This window comes from Bacillus nitroreducens, from assembly GCF_964021195.1.
Window position 1 is genome coordinate 1,261,787 of the sequence record NZ_CAXHYI020000003.1, and the last position, 19,616, is coordinate 1,281,402.

General features: G+C 40.4%; 14 protein-coding genes. 12 read left to right on the forward strand and 2 right to left on the reverse strand.

From position 1 onward, the window contains the following. Window positions 1-543: 543 nt before the first annotated feature. Window positions 544-2,613, reverse strand: coding sequence for a transglycosylase domain-containing protein (locus ACWPVE_RS09980; RefSeq protein WP_453992912.1), 2,070 nt, complete (start codon window positions 2,611-2,613; stop codon window positions 544-546). Between the two features lie 746 nt (window positions 2,614-3,359). On the opposite strand from ACWPVE_RS09980, the gene speE reads away from it, so the two are divergent. The 6 genes from speE (at window position 3,360) to ACWPVE_RS10010 (ending at window position 9,741) form a co-directional block, all read left to right on the forward strand. Then, entirely contained in the window at window positions 3,360-4,187 is an 828-nt protein-coding gene (speE, locus tag ACWPVE_RS09985) for a spermidine synthase (RefSeq protein WP_453992914.1), read from the forward strand. A 13-nt stretch (window positions 4,188-4,200) separates the two neighbouring features. Continuing rightward, window positions 4,201-5,079 (forward strand): agmatinase, encoded by an 879-nt coding sequence (gene speB / locus ACWPVE_RS09990; RefSeq protein WP_453992915.1) that lies wholly within the window; start codon window positions 4,201-4,203, stop codon window positions 5,077-5,079. Between the two features lie 549 nt (window positions 5,080-5,628). Continuing rightward, a complete protein-coding gene (locus tag ACWPVE_RS09995; RefSeq protein ID WP_453992917.1) occupies window positions 5,629-6,060 on the forward strand; it encodes a DUF1934 domain-containing protein in 432 nt (143 codons plus the stop codon). Continuing rightward, on the forward strand, window positions 6,061-7,731 hold the full coding sequence (gene argS / locus ACWPVE_RS10000) for an arginine--tRNA ligase (RefSeq protein ID WP_453992919.1): 1,671 nt from the start codon (window positions 6,061-6,063) through the stop codon (window positions 7,729-7,731). Window positions 7,732-7,868: 137 nt separating this feature from the next. Further along, window positions 7,869-9,221, forward strand: a complete 1,353-nt coding sequence (locus ACWPVE_RS10005) for an IS1182 family transposase (protein WP_453990053.1) — start codon at window positions 7,869-7,871, stop codon at window positions 9,219-9,221. Window positions 9,222-9,561: 340 nt separating this feature from the next. After that, window positions 9,562-9,741: a XapX domain-containing protein gene (locus tag ACWPVE_RS10010; RefSeq protein ID WP_453992921.1), complete on the forward strand. Its 180-nt coding sequence runs from the start codon at window positions 9,562-9,564 to the stop codon at window positions 9,739-9,741. Between the two features lie 183 nt (window positions 9,742-9,924). On the opposite strand, the gene cls is transcribed toward ACWPVE_RS10010, so the two are convergent. Beyond that, complete coding sequence (gene cls, locus ACWPVE_RS10015; protein WP_453992923.1) at window positions 9,925-11,130, reverse strand: cardiolipin synthase; 1,206 nt, start codon at window positions 11,128-11,130, stop codon at window positions 9,925-9,927. Window positions 11,131-11,297: 167 nt separating this feature from the next. Between cls and ACWPVE_RS10020 the strand changes: the two genes are divergently transcribed. The 6 genes from ACWPVE_RS10020 to ACWPVE_RS10045 all read left to right on the forward strand — a co-directional run bounded on the left by ACWPVE_RS10020 (window position 11,298) and on the right by ACWPVE_RS10045 (window position 19,602). Continuing rightward, the gene (locus ACWPVE_RS10020) at window positions 11,298-13,418 is read left to right on the forward strand and encodes a (Fe-S)-binding protein (protein WP_453992925.1); all 2,121 of its coding nucleotides are present in this window, start codon (window positions 11,298-11,300) and stop codon (window positions 13,416-13,418) included. A 232-nt stretch (window positions 13,419-13,650) separates the two neighbouring features. Further along, a complete protein-coding gene (locus tag ACWPVE_RS10025) occupies window positions 13,651-14,829 on the forward strand; it encodes an acetyl-CoA C-acetyltransferase (protein ID WP_453992927.1) in 1,179 nt (392 codons plus the stop codon). A 73-nt stretch (window positions 14,830-14,902) separates the two neighbouring features. Next, window positions 14,903-15,757, forward strand: a complete 855-nt coding sequence (locus tag ACWPVE_RS10030; RefSeq protein WP_453992929.1) for a 3-hydroxybutyryl-CoA dehydrogenase — start codon at window positions 14,903-14,905, stop codon at window positions 15,755-15,757. 69 nt (window positions 15,758-15,826) lie between these two features. Next, on the forward strand, window positions 15,827-16,960 hold the full coding sequence (locus ACWPVE_RS10035) for an acyl-CoA dehydrogenase (protein WP_453992931.1): 1,134 nt from the start codon (window positions 15,827-15,829) through the stop codon (window positions 16,958-16,960). Between the two features lie 807 nt (window positions 16,961-17,767). Continuing rightward, entirely contained in the window at window positions 17,768-18,907 is a 1,140-nt protein-coding gene (locus ACWPVE_RS10040; protein WP_453992932.1) for an acyl-CoA dehydrogenase, read from the forward strand. Between the two features lie 68 nt (window positions 18,908-18,975). Further along, window positions 18,976-19,602, forward strand: a complete 627-nt coding sequence (locus ACWPVE_RS10045; RefSeq protein ID WP_453992934.1) for a TetR/AcrR family transcriptional regulator — start codon at window positions 18,976-18,978, stop codon at window positions 19,600-19,602. Window positions 19,603-19,616 lie beyond the last annotated feature (14 nt).

Here is a 19,616-nt window from a genome sequence, read left to right on the forward strand (position 1 = left end):
GATATTTTAACAAAATAAAGTACACTAAATTTACAATGTGCACACATTGAAACTAGGACATAGAAACCCCCAGGCCCTTTCCTAGCCTGGGGGTTTCTTTTTTTTGTACATGTGAATGAATGTAAGATACAGATGGTCTAGTTGTACCTGGATTGAGACAAGGAAGAATGATGACAAAAGTTTTCAAAAAGTATTCTTAGTGTCCGAAATGTGATGGAATTGCGACAAAGGTCCTTGAGACTCAGTGTATAAAGTTGGTATGTACGTGGAATTGGAAGTAGGACACAATTCACCAAACCTCAGTGATCGTAGTCCAAATGAGACTATAATTGTGACACAAATCGGTGAAGCTCAGCTTGTATAGTCCAAATAGGGCTAGAATTGTGACCAAACTCATCTGAACACTAAATCTATAGTCCAAATCTAGCCTCCTTAATTTTGTCGCAAACCCTCGGATATCCGCACCAGGAGTTAAGATAACACTTTTACTATAAAGACAAAGGCAATCACCACTTAGGAAGAAGGATCGTCCTCTGTCGGACTCTAAAACCAATCAAAGATTCGCTTAAAGAATTTTTTCTTTTCTTTTTCTTCCTTTTTCTTTGATTTTTCCTTGTTTTTCTTTTCTACATTTTTCGTACAGTATTCGGTTGGTTCTGTTCCCGCCTTATAATAAGTGAGTCTGGAGACAGGGCAATCCTTATTTGGGAGTAGGCCAGTGTCTGGATTCACATAGACACCGACTACACCATCTGTTGGTTTAAAGGGTTTTGGAGGAATATCCTGGTGTGCTTCTTCCATGAACCCTGCCCAAATATTTTTAGCATATTGTTTTTCTGCAACAATCGTCATCGGGTCATTTTGGTCATATCCCGTCCAAATTCCTGCCACTAACTGTGGTGAATAGCCAATCATCCAGCTATCTGTGTCAGTCGAACCTGATTTTCCAGCGTAAAAGCGGGTTAGTTTCTTACTGATTGTTGAGCCAGTCACGGCTGTATAATCATTTAATTTTTCATCAAACATTCCCGTCATTAGTTGGGTAGTTACAAACGCGAGATCCTCATCTAGTACCTTCTTAGGTTCAGGACTATTTTCATAAATAACTTCACCTTTGTAATTTTCAACCCTTGTAATAAAAATGGGCTGATGGCGCATCCCGCCATTATTAAAAGTGGCATAAGCATTTACCATTTCGATGACACTTACACCAGAAGTACCTAATGCGAGGGAAGGGACGTCCTCAAGTTTGCTTTTTATTCCTAGCTTCTTTGCCGTACTCACAAGTTCTCCATCATCGAGGAAAAGATGTGTTTTTACGGCATACACATTGTCAGACAGGGCAATTGCCTGTGCTAACGTAATCGAATCATTCGCATAATAATTTTTATAATTTCTTGGTGTGTATGTCGAGCGATTATCGTCAAATGAAAAAGTTGTCAGCTCGCTTCGAATTTGTGTTGAAGGCGTGTAGCCTTTTTCAAGTGCAGCATAATATAAAATTGGTTTGAAGGTCGAGCCAGGCTGCCGTTTCGCTTGTGTTGCACGATTGAAGGGACTTTCCACGTAATTTCGTCCACCAATTAATGCTTTTACCTCACCATTTTTCGGGTCCATTGCGACAAATCCAAGCTGAATCTTAGAATCTTCATTAATAAAATGACCTACATTTTTTTCTGCTATCGTTTGGAGCTCGGGGTCAAGCGTGGTGTACACACGTAAACCGCCTGTTTCAATCGTTTTCTGATCAAGTTTAAGTTTTGAATGTAGCTCCTTTTTTACTATATCCTGAAAATAAGGGGCAATGTTCTCACGTCCGACAACTTTGTTGCCATTAAACGTGAGTGCCTCGGCCTGTGCTTGCTCTGCCTCTTTTTTTGAAAGTACTCCATTCTCCACCATTGAGTACAGAACGACATGTTGACGCTGTTTCGCTTTTTCCTCATTTACGAATGGTGAGTAGTGGGTTGGTCCCTTTGGGATTCCAGCCAACATTGAGGCCTCTGCAAGTGACAGGTCGCTCGCACTTTTTCCAAAATAATAGTTAGCGGCTGCTTCCACTCCATAAACACCATGACCGTAATAGATCGTATTTAAATAACCTTCAAGTATTTCTTTTTTAGAATAATTAAGTTCGAGTCGAATCGTATAAAGGGCTTCTGTGAGCTTTCGATTCCATGTTTTTTCATGCTCTAAAAACAGATTACGGGCATACTGCTGGGTAATTGTACTTGCACCCTGTACTTTCGCCATTGCTTTAATATCAGCGATGATAGCACCGCCAATTCGCTTATAATCAAAGCCATGATGGTCAAAAAAGTTACGGTCTTCAATAGCGATTGTTGCATCTATAATATCCTCGGACATGTTATCAAGCGATATCCAATAACGTGTTTCCCCTTGATGGCGCTCTTCCCCAATTAATGTTCCATCCTCCGCGTAGAATAGGGTGGATAAAGGGACTGCAAGAGGAGGTGCCCCCTGTGTCTTCGCATAGGTAAGCACGCCTATTATTCCAACAGCTATAAGAGCACAACCAGCTAATCCAATAAATAAAAAGGCCCGCAAGATTCTTAATGCGTTCTTAAACCGCTCATTTGCAATAAGCTCCACCAGGGTTCACCTCTCTTTTTTTCTATTTAAAAATCATTCAGAATTAGACATATATCAATCAGTATGAAAAGATTTCCTTTGTTTTAAACATTTATTTCCTAAAACATGAAAAATTTTCTTGCAATTTCACTGAATTCAACTATACTTTTTGAGGTTGAGGTACAAAAACAGAGACGATTTGCTCAGAAACGAGTAAACTGTCCTACTAAGCTAAGGCGTCACGTCCTGTGGCGAAGTCGGCACTAGCACCTCTTGTGTGTAGGCCGACTAAGAAGCGCCTATTGCTTTTGTAGGAGGAGTTGAGTTTATCGAGTTTCGAGTCATTGCAGCTAGACAGTGAAGGAGCGTGTCTTGGGTATAAACGCCAAGACAAATCCATCAACTTTGCCTCAATGGGAAATAGGGAAAAAACATCAATTTTTTTGAATGAATAGGGAATGATAGAGGGATAGTATCCCAGAATTTTTAAAGGATGTTCAAAAGTCTAGTAATAATGACACATCGTTAGAAGAACTTCGATTAAGCACCGACACGTCCTGTGTCGAACGTCGAAGTCACCACCTCCTGTGGCAGTTCGTTGGCTTGCTTTTTTCGTTCCTTGGAAAAGAAAATCACTTTTTCTGCGTACCAGTACGCGCGTTACTTAAACCTTCGCCACCTGGAACTTTCAACGCACAGGACGTGTCGCTTTTGTCGACGTGGTCCTTTTTGAACACATATTTTTCAATTGAAAGGATGTTATAAACATGGAATTATGGTTTACGGAGAAACAAACAAAGAGCTTCGGTATTACTGCAAAAATTAAACAAACCTTACATACAGAACAAACGGAGTTTCAAAAGCTTGATATGGTCGAAACAGAAGAGTTCGGTAACATGCTCATTCTTGACGGCATGGTCATGACCACACAAGTGGATGAGTTCGTGTACCACGAAATGGTGGCACATGTTCCGTTATTCACACATCCAAATCCAGAAAACGTATTAGTCGTTGGCGGCGGTGATGGTGGAGTTATACGCGAAGTTCTAAAACACCCAAGCGTGAAGAAAGCGACTTTAGTTGATATCGATGGAAAAGTAATTGAGTACTCAAAAAAATACCTTCCTGAAATTGCGGGTAAGCTTGATGACCCACGCGTAGAAGTGAAGGTAGACGACGGTTTCATGCATATTGCAAACAGTGAAAATGAATACGATGTAATTATGGTTGACTCCACTGAGCCTGTGGGGCCAGCAGTAAATCTATTTACAAAAGGCTTTTACGCAGGAATTTCAAAAGCCTTAAAAGAAGACGGTGTATTTGTGGCACAATCGGATAACCCTTGGTTCACACCTGATTTAATCCGTAATGTACAACGTGATGTGAGAGAAATCTTCCCAATCACTCGTTTATACATTGCGAATATCCCAACATACCCAAGTGGTCTATGGACATTTACAATCGGTTCGAAAAAATATGACCCATTAGAGGTAAGTGACGATCGTTTCCATGAGATTGATACAAAATATTACACAAAAGAAATCCACAAAGCAGCATTCGTATTACCGAAATTTGTTGCTGATTTAACGAAGTAATGGGGGATTTTCGATGAGATTTGATGAAGCTTATTCAGGAAATGTGTTTATCAAAAGCCATCCGAATTTTGAAGAGAGCGAAGCCGTTATTTATGGAATGCCAATGGACTGGACAGTAAGTTATCGTCCAGGTTCTCGTTTTGGCCCTGGTCGAATTCGCGAGGTATCAATTGGACTTGAGGAGTACAGTCCATATCTTGATAAAGAACTGGACGAAGTGAAATATTATGATGCGGGTGATATTCCATTACCATTTGGTAATCCACAACGAAGCTTAGATATAATTGAAGATTTTGTGGATCAAGTACTTGCGGCAGGCAAATACCCATTGGGCATGGGCGGTGAGCACCTTGTATCTTGGCCAGTGATGAAGGCTGTTTATAAAAAATACCCAGACCTTGCAATTATTCATATGGATGCTCATACCGACTTACGTGAGCATTACGAGGGTGAACCACTTTCTCACTCCACACCAATTCGTAAAGTTGCAGACTTAATTGGACCTGAGAATGTGTTTTCGTTTGGAATACGGTCAGGAATGAAGGAAGAATTCCAATGGGCAAAGGATAACGGTATGCATATTTCAAAATTTGAAGTGCTTGAACCATTGAAAAAGGTTTTACCGAAACTTGCAGGCCGTCCTGTGTATGTAACAATCGATATCGATGTATTGGATCCTGCACATGCGCCAGGAACGGGTACAGTCGACGCAGGTGGAATCACGTCGAAAGAATTGCTAGCATCTATCCACGAAATTGCAAAATCCGATATACGTGTGATTGGCTCAGATTTAGTAGAGGTGGCACCTATCTACGATGTGTCTGAACAAACTGCAAATACCGCAAGTAAGCTCATTCGCGAAATGATTTTGGGATGGGTACAAAAGAAATAAACTTGTGAAGCTCAGGTCTTTGGATCTGGGCTTTTCTATTTTTACAGAGGTATGTTTCCTCTCGAGGATATAGGAGTGTTTGAAAAGTTAATAAGGAGGTTGTCGAAGCCAAATTTCATCTGTTTGTTCTGTGAAATGTCTCTGATAAGTGGCATCCTCGACAATTTTAATAAAATAAGGCGAGAAGTGTCCCTGAGAAGAACATCAAACCAAAAGCTATAGTTTATAAACAGTTAGAATGTCTTTGAGGTGCAAATTTCGAAGATTTATGTATGTAATTAATACACATAAAATAGAAAAACGAACTCTCCAAAAAAGGTAACAATATTTTGGGAGTTAAATCTATAAAAAAAATCTTAACTGTAGTTAGTAGGATAGTCACGGAATTGGATATCAGCTTCTTCATCAATGTGAGAGTGAAAAAGGAATAATTCTATACTTATATTCACCTATTACTCAGCCTTGGCTGAGTTTTTCTATTTTAATTTGAAATCCTTTGTTGGAATGCCGTATACTAGTAGAGTTAACGACTTATAGGGATGTGTAAAAATGAGTCAAGAAGGAACACCTATTGCACTCAAATTTGTTACCGAAATTAAGGACGGACCACGAAAAGAGAATGTTGCTTTTGACGCAAATGGTCTATACTACTTAAAAGGCGACAATACATATTTGCAATTTGATGAAAAGCAAGAGGCTGGGACGGTTAAAACGGTCATTAAAATTACCGAAAAAGAGGTCCTTATCATTCGTTCAGGACAAGTGAAAATGCGACAGGTTTGCCGGAAAAACGAAACCACAAATGGTACATTTCAAAACAACCTGGGAACTTTTAACCTCACCACAAAAACCAATAATATTGAATACAAATGGTATAAAAACTCTCGTAAAGGGACGTTGTTTTTAGCATATGAACTTTCACTACAAGGTGAAAAGTCTGGATTACATAAAATAACCATAACGTTTAAGGAGCGAAACTAGATGAATGTTGTTGATCAAGTAAAAGAACGCTTGAAGGCAGAAATTAAAGATGCAGTTGTAAAAGCTGGACTAGCAACTGAAGAACAGATTCCTGAAGTTGTGCTAGAACTACCAAAGGATAAGGCCCACGGAGACTATGCAACAAACATGGCTATGCAACTAGCACGTGTTGCAAAAAAAGCACCTCGTATGATCGCGGATGACATTGTGGCTAACTTCGACAAATCAAAAGCATCGATTGAAAAAATTGAAATCGCAGGACCTGGCTTTATCAATTTTTATATGAATAATTCATATTTAACTGATTTAGTGCCAGCCATTTTAACTGCAGGTGACGCCTACGGTGAAACAAACGTTGGGAACAACCTAAAAGTACAAGTGGAGTTCGTTTCTGCAAACCCAACAGGCGACCTTCACCTTGGTCATGCGCGTGGAGCTGCTGTTGGTGATTCGTTAAGCAATATTTTAGATAAAGCGGGTTATGATGTATCCCGTGAGTACTACATTAATGATGCAGGAAATCAAATCAACAACTTAGCAAAGTCTGTTGAGGCACGTTATATGCAGGCGCTTGGCATGGAAGTAGAGATGCCTGAGGACGGTTACCATGGACAAGATATCATTGAAATCGGGAAGCGCCTTGCTGAAGAGTTCGGTGATAAATACGTCAATGTCGATGAACAAGAACGTTTCGATTTTTTCCGTGAATACGGGTTGAAATACGAAATGGCGAAGCTTCAAAAAGATTTAGAAGACTACCGAGTTCGTTTTGACGTTTGGTATTCTGAGACTTCTCTTTACCATAACGGTAAAATTGATCGAGCACTTGAAGCGCTTCGTAATGCGGGTCATATCTATGAAGAGGACGGTGCAACTTGGTTCCGTTCGACAACATTCGGTGATGACAAAGATCGTGTGTTAATTAAAAATGACGGTTCCTACACATATTTAACGCCAGATATCGCTTATCATCAAGACAAGCTTGAGCGTGGTTTTGAAAAATTAATCAATGTGTGGGGTGCTGACCATCATGGGTACATTCCTCGTATGAAAGCAGCGATTCAAGCATTAGGTTACGATAATGACACACTTGAAGTCGAAATTATTCAGCTTGTTCACCTCTTTAAGAACGGTGAAAAGATGAAGATGAGTAAGCGTACAGGTAAGGCTGTCACAATGCGTGAACTCGTTGATGAGGTTGGCTTAGATGCCGTTCGCTACTTCTTTGCGATGAGAAGCTCTGATACACACCTTGATTTTGACCTAGATCTAGCAGTGTCACAATCAAATGAGAACCCAGTATACTATGCGCAATACGCACATGCTCGTATTTGTAGCATGCTCCGCTCTGGCGATGAGATGAATATTGCCCTAGACGGAAACTATAATCTTGAGTACATTAATTCTGAAAAAGAAATTGATCTATTGAAAAAGTTAGGAGAATTCCCTGCAGCTGTAACAGAAGCAGCAGAAAAGCGAATCCCACATCGCATTACAAACTACATCAATGAACTTGCTGCGGCACTTCATAGCTTCTACAATGCTGAAAAAGTGCTCGATCAAGACAATCTTGAAAAAACAAAAGCACGCCTTGCATTAATGAAGGCTGTTCAAATCACTTTACAAAATTCACTTAAATTAATTGGTGTATCAGCACCAGAAAAAATGTAAGATACTGGCCCTCTACAAAAGTAGAGGGCCTCAGGCTGTCGAGAAAGTCTCGACAGCCTTTATTCTTTTGATACACTTTACTAATTCACCGCATTAATATGTTATAATATAGTTAATAAATTAGGGTTGGTGATATTGTGTTAAATACTAGGGAAAATACACAAAATGAAATTGAATTTGTATCAATTGACGAGCTTGTTCCAGATAACCATCTGTTACGAAAAATAGATAAATACATAGATTTTTCTTTTATAATTGAGAGAGTAAAACCTTACTACTCTGAAGATAATGGTCGACCTTCGATCGACCCTCTTGTTCTTTTTAAAATGATGTTTATTGGATATTTTTATGGTATCCGTTCCGAAAGACAACTTGAACAAGAGATAAAACTTAATGTCGCATATCGTTGGTTTTTAGGTCTCAGATTTAAAGATCCTGTACCACATCATTCCACAATAAGCTGGAATCGCCATAAGCGTTTTAAAGATACAGACATCTTCCAAGAAATCTTTGATGAAATTGTTCTTCTTGCAATGAATCACAAAATGGTTGGCGGAAGAGTCTTATTTACGGACTCCACTCATCTCAAAGCTAATGCGAATAAACATAAATTTACAAGGGAAGAAGTTGAAGTAGAAACTCGTGAATATTTAAATGAGTTAAATAAGGCAATTGAAGAAGATCGTGCTGAACATGGAAAAAAGCCTTTAAAGGAAAAGGAGGAGGTGAAAGAAACAAAAGAGATTAGAGTAAGTACCACAGATCCAGAAAGTGGGTTTATGTCGCGAGACAATAAGCAAGAGATGTTCTGTTATTTAGACCATCGGACAACAGATTTGAAGTTTAACATTATAACTGATGCATTCGTAACTCCAGGTAATGTCCATGATTCAATACCATATCTTAGCCGTTTAGATCGTCAAATCTTACGATTTAACTTTAATGTGGAAGCTGTTGCTCTTGACTCTGGATACTTAACTAATCCGATTTGCAAAGGATTATCAGATCGTAAGATCTTTGGAGTTATTGCCCATAGAAGGTATCAACCAACAAAAGGACTCTTTCCAAAATGGAAGTTTAAATATAATAAAGAAAATGACATTTATGTTTGTCCAAATAGCGAGGAACTAACATATCGTTCAACTACAAGAGAAGGTTACCGAGAGTACAAGTCAGATCCCAAGAAATGTTCAACCTGCCCTCTTCTTGAACAATGCACTAGATCCCAGAATAAGCAAAAAGTTGTTACTCGTCATGTTTGGGAAGATCATAAAGATAAGGTGAGGCTAAATCGCCTCTCTCCAGAAGGGAAAATTCTTTATAAGTTTAGAAAAGAAACCGTAGAGCGAAGCTTCGCAGACTCAAAAGAGCTGCATGGGCTTCGCTACTGTAGGTTACGGGGAATTAAAAATGCTAGTGAGCAGGTATTACTTACAGCAGCCTGCCAGAACATGAAAAAGATTGCCAACCACCTAGCCAAGCAAGGCTAGATGGTTGGGAGTGATATTTTCAAGATTTTTGATAAAGAATAATGTCAACTTACAACTACAAAAACCACCGAAAACAAAAAGTGTAGAGAAAAAATACCCCTTTCTCTACACTCTGTGGCCCTCTACAAAAGTAGAGGGCCTTTTTATATACCCAATAAACGAAGTTGCCTACGATAAAAAATTAGTGTGCCGAGCCGCTTACTCTACCTATAAAACTAAGCGTGCCACGTGTTGTTGCAATGTCTTTATTGTGGTCTGAGCTAGCAATAAGTGGCAATCAACCCCTGCTGATTGAAGTTTGGGTTATCGGGAATAATACGGACAAAGGGAGGATTCGATTATGAAAGAAGTGGTCTTGGCACTTTTGACTGGCTTAATTGTCGGATTTCTATTTGCATTATTAAAACTACCAATACCAGCACCACCAGCGTTCGCAGGGGTCACTGGAATAATAGGAATTTACTTAGGATTTAAGTTATTCCAATGGATTGCACCGATGATTCAAATCGGACCAAAATAAAAGCACCCATGCATGGGTGCTTATTTTTGTTATTGAAATTTTGAGTAGTGACAGTAAATCTCGAATAGTGACAGTAAAAATAGAATACTGACAGTAAATCGGGAATAGTGACAGTATTCACCGCAAACATCACTATTTTTACAAAAAATTCCTTTACATGAAAGACTTAACTTTTGTCACTCTCTATAAAAAGTGCGAAATCAAGGTAGCGAACTTAATTTTAAGCTTGTTTTTCGACTTAAGTTTATTTATGTGGTCACGGGTAACCTCAAATGAAGAATCAAAATCATTTTCTACCACTTTTTTAATCTCTTGGACGACGTCTTTATCTTGGATATAACAATTGATTTCGTAATTGGAATAGAGACTTCTCTTATCAAAATTAGCGGTTCCGATATCGCAAAGCTTATCGTCGATACATATTGCCTTTGCGTGGTAAAAACCCTTCGTATACATATGAAACTGGATACCGACTTTTGAGAGCTCGTCCATATAAGGGATGGCTGCTTCCTTAACAAAAGGGTGATCAGGCTTTTGAGGTAATAGAATTTTGATATCCACATTTCGTTTGGCCGCATTTATGAGCTCCTCTTTAATTTGGTCACTTGGAACAAAATAAGGTGACCCAATAATGATTTCTTTTTCAGCAAGATTTATCATATGAATAAAATCGTCTTCTAGGTAAGAGCCATTTGTTGATACGAATTTCGTCTGTGATTTACCTTTTGGTAACGGTGGATAATATGCGTCTTGATTTTCAATCGTTTCTTCAGTTGCCACATACCAATCCTCTAAAAACTGTGTTTGTAAGTCCGCGACTCCTTCACCTGTTACTTTCAAATGATAATCCCGCCAGAACCCAAATTTTGGATCTTCACCAAGATATTCTTTTCCGATATTGAAGCCTCCGATATACCCTGCTTTTCCATCAATGACAGATATCTTTCTGTGATTGCGGGCATTTAATTTATAAAAAAGGTAAGGAAACGTAGGTTTATTGCTATAGGAAAGCGAAACACCTGAGCGAGTTAGATCTTTTTCCATCTCCTTCGTAACTCTGTGGCTGCCGACCCAATCTAAAAGTAAACGAACTTTAACACCTTGTTCAGACTTCTTCTTGATAAGGTCAACAAATTTTTTGCTAATATCATCATCCTTTAAAATGTAAAATTGAACATGAACATGCTCTGAAGCATTTTCAATCTCTGAAAATAAATCTGTGAAGAGCGATTCCCCAGTAATATAGAGGGAAATATCACTGTTGCGTAGTGGAAATTCTTCATGTACTTGTTTTTTTAAGTGACTTTTTCTTCCGAGATTGTAATCAAGGCGGAGTAACAGTAATAGAATAATGATAATAAGGACGATCCAAAAAATGATTCGTAACAAATCTACCCCTCCTTATAACGTTTTTTTAGTTTACACGAAAAGCGGGACGATTATTTGAGGTTTTTAAAGAAAAATATTGACTGAATGCTCATTCATTATATAATGGAGATATGAACACAAAGTCAGAAAATTAATTCCCTTACAAATGTTATGAAAGGAGTTTACCCATGAATATCCTCTTACTGATTAATCTTCTTGCATTCTTGGTTGTAACCGCTTACGCAGTATATTTATTTGTTTATCTGATAAAGACAAGAATTGCATACATCAAGCTAGGCAAAAAGGTTGAATTTGATGGAAAAGTAAAAGAGCGTCTCGAACAGATTTGGATTAATGTGTTTGGGCAGAAAAAACTTCTGAAGGATAAAAAGAGTGGAATCATCCATGTAATGTTCTTCTATGGTTTTATACTTGTCCAATTTGGGGCGATAGATTTTATTTGGAAGGGTTTAAAACCAGGGTCTCATTTACCTCTTGGACCATTATACCCAGGCTTTACTTTTTTCCAAGAGCTTGTCACTTTTATGATATTAGTTGCGGTCGTGTGGGCCTTCCATCGCCGTTATGTTGAAAAACTTGTCAGACTAAAACGAGGCTTTAAATCAGGACTAGTTCTTTTATTTATCGGCGGACTTATGCTTTCCGTTTTATTAGGAAACGGTGCGGCAATCATTTGGCATGGTCATGAAGCAACATGGACTGAACCAATTGCCTCTGTGATTTCCCTTGCATTAGGTGGGCTAAGTGAAACAGCTGCAATAGTGGTTTTCTATGTGGCGTGGTGGATACACTTGATTTTCCTTTTAAGCTTCTTAGTCTATGTGCCACAATCAAAGCACGCACACTTAATTGCCGGTCCAGCCAATGTGTATTTAAGTAGACAAACTAGCCCAGGTAAGCTTGAAAAAATTGATTTTGAAGATGAAACACAAGAAACATTTGGTGTTGGAAAAATAGAGGATTTCAAACAAACTCAGTTAGTTGACCTTTATGCATGTGTAGAATGTGGTCGTTGTACAAATATGTGTCCAGCAACAGGGACTGGAAAAATGCTTTCTCCAATGGATTTAATATTAAAATTGCGTGATCACCTAACTGAAACCGGGGCGGTAGTGACATCTCGTGTACCCTGGGTGCCTGCAGTTGCATTCAATCATACAAAAGGGAATCAATTAGCACTCACTTCTAGTAGTCAAGGAGCAAATGAAACAGCAGCAACAACTGAATTAGCCTATAGTCCAAATCTTATTGGCGATGTTATCACTGAAGAGGAGATTTGGGCCTGTACCACTTGTCGTAACTGTGAAGACCAATGTCCAGTTATGAATGAGCATGTTGATAAAATCATTGATTTGCGTCGTTACTTAGTTCTTACAGAAGGAAAAATGGATGCCGATGCTCAACGTGCAATGACGAATATTGAGCGTCAAGGAAATCCATGGGGACTGAATCGTAAGGAAAAGGAAAATTGGCGTGAGATTCGTGAGGATGTTCATGTTCCAACTGTGAAAGAAATGAAAAAAGCAGGAGAAGAGTTTGAGTATCTTTTCTGGGTTGGCTCAATGGGAGCATTCGATAACCGCAGTCAAAAAATTGCGCTATCATTTGCTAAGCTAATGAATGAAGCAGGCGTAAAATTTGCGATTTTAGGAAACAAGGAGAAAAACTCAGGAGACACACCTCGTCGTCTCGGAAACGAATTCTTATTCCAAGAGCTTGCGGCAAATAATATTGCTGAATTTGAAAAGGCTGAAGTGAAGAAGATTGTTACAATCGATCCACATGCCTATAATATTTTCAAAAATGAATACCCAGACATGGGTCTTGAGGATGTCGAAGTATTCCACCACACAGAACTCTTGTATGACCTTGTAAAAGAAGGAAGGTTAGTTCCAAAGCATGCTGTGAATGAAGTGATTACTTGGCACGATTCCTGTTATTTAGGTCGCTACAATGATGTGTATGACCCACCACGTGAAATATTAAAACAAATTCCAGGTGTAAAATTGGTTGAAATGGAACGTAACCGTGAAAAAGGAATGTGTTGTGGTGCGGGTGGCGGTCTGATGTGGATGGAAGAAGACACGGGAACTCGCATTAACGTGGCCAGAACGGAACAAGCGATGGCTGTAAATCCAACTTCGATTAGTTCTGGATGTCCTTACTGCTTAACTATGTTAAGTGATGGAACAAAAGCGAAGGAAGTGGAGGATCAAATTAGCACATACGATATTGCAGAGATTCTTGAAAAATCTGTAATAGGTGAACAAAAGGAATTAGTTTCTTAAAGAAGCTTTTCATGAAATTTTATTCAAGGATATGGTAAATAGTAATTTATCTTCCACATGTAATGTTGTAAACTAGAAATATAGGAAACATTTAGCTAACATGTAATAGAATAACAGATAAAGAGAGGTGTACATTGGTACGCCTCCTTCTTTCGGCTAGTCTCGAGCGAGCGTTCAGTCGAAAAAATGTAAGCGGTTTCTAATTCTTCGCCAATTTTAAGGAGGGTGACGCATGGGAAAAACGGTAATTGTTAGCGGTGTACGTACTCCATTTGGAAAATTAGGAGGAAGTCTAAGTTCTTTAACAGCGACAGAGCTTGGGGGAGTTGCCATCAAGGAAGCATTAAAACGTGCAGGAATCGAAGGGAAGTCGGTTAATGAAGTCATTTTCGGTACGGTTTTGCAAGGAGGTCAGGGTCAAATCCCTTCACGTCAAGCAGCAAGATATGCAGGAATCCCCTGGGAAGTAAAAACAGAAACCATCAACAAAGTATGTGCTTCTGGCATGCGAAGTGTTACTCTTGCTGATCAAATCATCCGTGCAGGTGACGAAGAGGTCATTGTAGCGGGTGGGATGGAATCAATGAGCAATGCACCTTATTTTTTACCGAAAGCACGCTTTGGACTTCGAATGGGAGATGCAAGCGTAAAGGACTTAATGGTACATGACGGATTAACTTGTAGCTTTCAAGGTGTTCATATGGGGACATATGGAAATGAAGTAGCATCAGAACTAGGGATTACACGTGAAGAACAAGATGAGTGGGCATTACGTAGCCACCAACGTGCGATTACTGCAATCCAGTCAGGCATACTCGCAGAAGAGATTGTTCCAGTCGAGGTGAAAGGTCGTAAAGGTTCCGTTACAGTTGTAGATCAGGACGAAGCACCGCGAGCAGATACCACAATCGAAAAATTAACAAAGCTTAAGTCCGTGTTTAATGCTGATGGCACCATTACAGCTGGTAACGCACCAGGTGTGAATGACGGGGCAGCCGCACTCGTTCTTATGAGTGAAGAGCGGGCAAAGAAAGAAGGCAAAACACCCCTAGCAACCATTCTTGATCATGCTGCGATCTCTGTTGAAGCAAAAGATTTTCCGAAGACACCTGGCCTTGTCATAAACGAATTACTGAAGAAGACAGAAAAAACGGTGGACGAGATTGATTTATTTGAAATCAATGAAGCGTTTGCTGCCGTGGCCTTAACAAGTGGTAGAATTGCAAATCTTGACCCTGAAAAAGTAAATGTGAATGGTGGTGCGGTAGCACTTGGCCATCCAATTGGAGCAAGTGGTGCGAGAATCATCATTACTCTGATTCATGAATTAAAACGTCGTGGTGGTGGCATTGGAGTTGCAGCTATCTGTAGTGGTGGAGGACAGGGCGATGCGATTATGGTTCAAGTATAACTTTCTTTAATAGATATGACTTACTAATAGATGTTTAAGATTCATCGCTTATCACACTAGGAGGTTATGGTAAATGAATGTACAAAAAGTAATGGTCGTTGGTGCTGGGCAAATGGGCTCTGGGATTGCACAGGTTTGTGCAATGGCGGGCTATGATGTGTGGCTCCATGACATCAAACAGGAATATGTAGAGCGTGGATTAGGGATAATCACGAAAAACCTGACACGCCAAGTCGATAAAGGAAGAATGAGTGAAGAAGACAAGACAGCAACCCTAGCCAGACTCTCTCCATCTCTCGATCTACAAAATGCGAGTAATGTTGACCTTGTCATCGAAGCGGCCATTGAAAATATGGAAATCAAAACAAAGCTTTTTTCTCAACTAGATGAAATTGCACCTCAGCATGCTATTTTAGCAACAAATACATCCTCCCTTCCAATTACAGAAATAGCGGCAGCAACTAAGCGCCCAGAAAACGTAATTGGTATGCATTTTATGAATCCAGTACCCGTTATGAAATTAGTTGAAATTATTCGAGGCTTAGCGACAGCCGATGAAGTGTATCAAGTAATAGAAGATATGACAAAAACGTTAAATAAGGTACCAGTGGAAGTTAATGACTTCCCAGGCTTTGTATCAAATCGCATTTTAATGCCGATGATTAACGAGGCCATATACACGCTATATGAAGGGGTTGCAACCAAAGAAGCAATAGACGAAGTCATGAAGCTTGGGATGAACCATCCAATGGGACCACTCACCCTGGCTGATTTTATAGGTCTTGATACGTGTCTTTATATTATGGAGACCTTACATGAAGGATTTGGTGATGATAAATACAGACCATGTCCATTACTACGTAAATATGTGAAAGCAGGTTGGTTAGGTAAAAAATCAGGTCGAGGTTTCTACACTTACGAAGGTTAGGGGTGAACGCGAGTGACAACTCTTATAAACAACCCATATCATCAAGATCCCACATTGGAGGGAAGCAGCATGAATTTTCATTTTACTGAGGAACAGGAAATGATGCGAAAAATGGTTCGTGATTTTGCGAAGGATGAAATTGCACCATTCGTTGAGCGTATGGAAAATGGAGAATTTCCACGGGAAATTCTTTCTAAAATGGGGTCCCTTGGATTAATGGGGATAACGACGCCTGAAAAATATGGCGGTGCTGGGATGGATTTTATATCCTATATCATTGCGATTCACGAGCTTTCGAAGGTAAGTGCAACAATCGGGGTTATTTTATCTGTTCATACATCTGTTGGTACGCACCCGATTTTATATTTCGGGACAGAGGAGCAAAAGCAAAAATACATCCCGAAACTGGCTAGCGGTGAATTTCTTGGGGCCTTTTGTCTTACAGAGCCGAGCGCTGGTTCAGATGCTGGTAGCTTAAAAACAAGAGCCGTTAAGCAGGGTAATCATTATGTGTTAAATGGATCAAAGGTTTTCGTCACAAATGGTGGTGAGGCCGACGTCTACATCGTGTTTGCTCGCACAAATCCGAATCAAACGGGGAGCAAGGGCATTACCGCATTTATTGTTGAAAAAGATACACCTGGCTTCGTGTTTGGAAAAGATGAGCACAAAATGGGATTAAAGGGGTCGCGAACTTTACAAATTACGCTTGAGGATGTAAAGGTCCCAGCAGAAAATATCCTAGGTGTTGAAGGAGAGGGCTTTAAGGTAGCGATGGCTAATCTAGGAATTGGTCGAATTGGCATTGCTGCACAGGCTCTAGGAATCGCAGAGGCCGCCCTAGAACATGCCACTGAGTATGCAAAAGAACGCTATCAATTTGGGAAACCAATTGCCTCTATACAAGGTGTTGGCTTTAAGCTTGCTGATATGGCGACAAATGTTGAGGCTGCAAGACTATTAGTCTATCGTGCTGCATTTTTACAACAACAGGGCTTACCATGTAGCAAAGAATCCTCGATGGCTAAGCTGTTTGCATCAAAAACCGCGATGGATGTCACAACAGAAGCCATTCAGGTTTACGGAGGCTACGGCTATACAAAAGACTACCCGGTAGAACGATTCTTCCGTGACGCAAAAATTACCGAAATATACGAAGGTACCAGTGAAATCCAAAGAATCGTCATTAGTAAGCATTTATGAAAAGAAGAATAGACGCAAAAACTGGGCCTCTGGCACAATGTGAGTGGGTTTGGCGCAAAACTTGGTATGCCCGCGCAAATATGAGCGTGAAGATGCAAAAATCGGTGTGACGGCGCAAATATGGCGGTGAAGACGCAAAAACCGGAATGACGGTGCAAATGTGAGTGGGTTTGGCGCAAAAGTTGGTATGTCCGCGCAAATATGAGCGCGAAGATGCAAAAATCGGTATGACGGCGCAAATATCGGATCGACCGCGCAAATGCGGCGGTGAAGACGCAAAAACCGGAATGACGGTGCAAATGTGAGTGGGTTTGGCGCAAAAACCGGAATGACGGTGCAAATGTGAGTGGGTTTGGCGCAAAAGTTGGTATGCCCGCGCAAATATGAGCGCGAAGACGCAAAAATCGGTATGACGGCGCAAATATTGGATCGACGGTGCAAATGCGGCGGTGAAGAGCAAAAACTGGAGCGACCGCGCAAATGCGGCGGTGAAGACGCAAAAACCGGAATGACGGTGCAAATGTGAGTGGGTTTGGCGCAAAAGTTGGTATGTCCGCGCAAATATTGGATCGACGGCGCAAAAACTGGAGCGACCGCGCAAATGCTTGGGTAGAAGAAGCAAAAACTAGACCAACGGCGCAAATGCGCGTGTGAATGCGCAAAAATCGGAGCGCCAGCCAAATCCGAGCGCGAGTGCGCAAATATCACAATGTTGGTGCAAATCCCACACAATCTTAAAAAATATCTAGTACTCAAACCTAAATTCAACAAATATTCTATGAATCTATAAAAGTTGGAGGTTATATTATGTATTTTAAATTATCGGAAGAGCATGAAATGATACGAAAAATGGTACGTGATTTTGCTAAGAATGAGGTTGCTCCAACTGCGGCTGAGCGTGATGAAGAGGAACGCTTTGACCGTGAAATCTTCGATAAGATGGCGGAGTTAGGCTTAACTGGAATTCCGTGGCCAGAGGAATATGGTGGGATTGGCAGTGATTATTTGGCGTATTGTATTGCGGTTGAAGAGCTATCCAGAGTGTGTGCATCAACAGGAGTTACCCTTTCTGCTCACACATCTCTAGCAGGCTGGCCAATTTATAAGTTTGGTAGTGAAGAGCAAAAGCAAAAGTACTTACGCCCAATGGCACAAGGAGAAAAAATTGGGGCTTACGGATTAACAGAACCAGGATCTGGATCTGATGCGGGTGCAATGAGGACCACTGCTAGATTAGAAGGCGACCATTATATACTAAACGGTTCTAAAATTTTCATCACAAACGGTGGAGTTGCGGATATTTATGTCGTGTTTGCGTTAACTGATCCTTCTTCTAAGCATAAGGGTACGAGCGCATTTATTATTGAAAGCGACTTCCCAGGTTTCTCCGTTGGGAAAAAGGAAAAGAAGATGGGGATTCGTTCATCACCTACAACTGAAATCGTCTTTGAAGAGTGCCGTGTGCCAAAGGAAAACTTACTTGGAAAAGAAGGAGAGGGCTTTAAAATTGCGATGATGACACTTGATGGCGGTCGTAACGGAATTGCTGCACAAGCGGTTGGAATCGCGCAAGGGGCGCTCGATGCAGCAACTGAATATGCGAAGGAACGCATTCAGTTCGGAAAACCAATAGCTGCTCAACAAGGAGTTGGTTTCAAGCTTGCTGATATGGCCACAAATGTAGAGGCTGCCCGTCTCTTAACCTATCAAGCGGCATGGCTAGAATCAGAGGGACTTCCTTACGGGAAGGAATCTGCGATGTCAAAATTATTTGCGGGGGATACGGCGATGAAAGTGACAACAGATGCCGTCCAAATCTTTGGTGGATACGGTTATACCAAGGATTACCCTGTAGAACGGTATATGCGTGATGCAAAAATCACCCAAATCTATGAAGGTACACAAGAAATTCAGCGACTCGTCATTTCTAGAATGTTAACAAAATAAAAGGGAAAGGGAAGGTTCCTAAAGGGGAAGAAGAACCTGCCCTCACTTTCCCAAATGGAGGTGATAAAGTGAGAAGGAATGATGTGCCAGCATCGGTGAAGGATGAGAAGTTGATTAAGAAACGTCGCGATCAGATGATCAAGGGTGCGGTAACTCTTTTTAAGGAGAAGGGATTTCATCGCTCCACGACTAGGGAGATTGCAAAAGCAGCGGGTTTTAGTATCGGGACGCTTTATGAGTATATACGTAAAAAAGAAGATGTTCTCTATTTGGTGGTAGACAGCATTTATGACCAGGTACAGGAGCGCCTTCAGTTAGCGATTAATACAAAGGAAGGTGGCTTAGAAAGCCTGAAGCTTGCGATTCGTAATTACTTCTACGTCATGGATGAAATGCAGGACGAGGTGCTTGTTCTATATCAAGAGGCGAAGTCACTTTCTAAAGAGGCACTTCCATATGTGTTGAATAAAGAAGTTGAGATGGTCGGTATGTTTGAAAAGGCAATTGAAGACTGTATTGCAAGCGGAGAGCTTCAGTTACCAGAAAAACAGGTTGAGCTTGTTGCTCATAATATTTTCGTTCAAGGACAGATGTGGGGATTCCGTCGTTGGGCGATGCGCAAGCTGTTTACTCTGGAAGAATATATTGATATGCAGACAGAACTCTTATTAAACGGGATTGTATCAAAACAGTAAGTCAGGGGGAGAAA

Coding starts and splice junctions, on each gene's coding strand:
- speE (WP_453992914.1), top strand. CDS start 3,360: ATGGAATTATGGTTTACGGAGAAACAAACAAAGAGCTTCGGTATTACT.
- speB (WP_453992915.1), top strand. CDS start 4,201: ATGAGATTTGATGAAGCTTATTCAGGAAATGTGTTTATCAAAAGCCAT.
- ACWPVE_RS09995 (WP_453992917.1), top strand. CDS start 5,629: ATGAGTCAAGAAGGAACACCTATTGCACTCAAATTTGTTACCGAAATT.
- argS (WP_453992919.1), top strand. CDS start 6,061: ATGAATGTTGTTGATCAAGTAAAAGAACGCTTGAAGGCAGAAATTAAA.
- ACWPVE_RS10010 (WP_453992921.1), top strand. CDS start 9,562: ATGAAAGAAGTGGTCTTGGCACTTTTGACTGGCTTAATTGTCGGATTT.
- ACWPVE_RS10020 (WP_453992925.1), top strand. CDS start 11,298: ATGAATATCCTCTTACTGATTAATCTTCTTGCATTCTTGGTTGTAACC.
- ACWPVE_RS10025 (WP_453992927.1), top strand. CDS start 13,651: ATGGGAAAAACGGTAATTGTTAGCGGTGTACGTACTCCATTTGGAAAA.
- ACWPVE_RS10030 (WP_453992929.1), top strand. CDS start 14,903: ATGAATGTACAAAAAGTAATGGTCGTTGGTGCTGGGCAAATGGGCTCT.
- ACWPVE_RS10035 (WP_453992931.1), top strand. CDS start 15,827: ATGAATTTTCATTTTACTGAGGAACAGGAAATGATGCGAAAAATGGTT.
- ACWPVE_RS10040 (WP_453992932.1), top strand. CDS start 17,768: ATGTATTTTAAATTATCGGAAGAGCATGAAATGATACGAAAAATGGTA.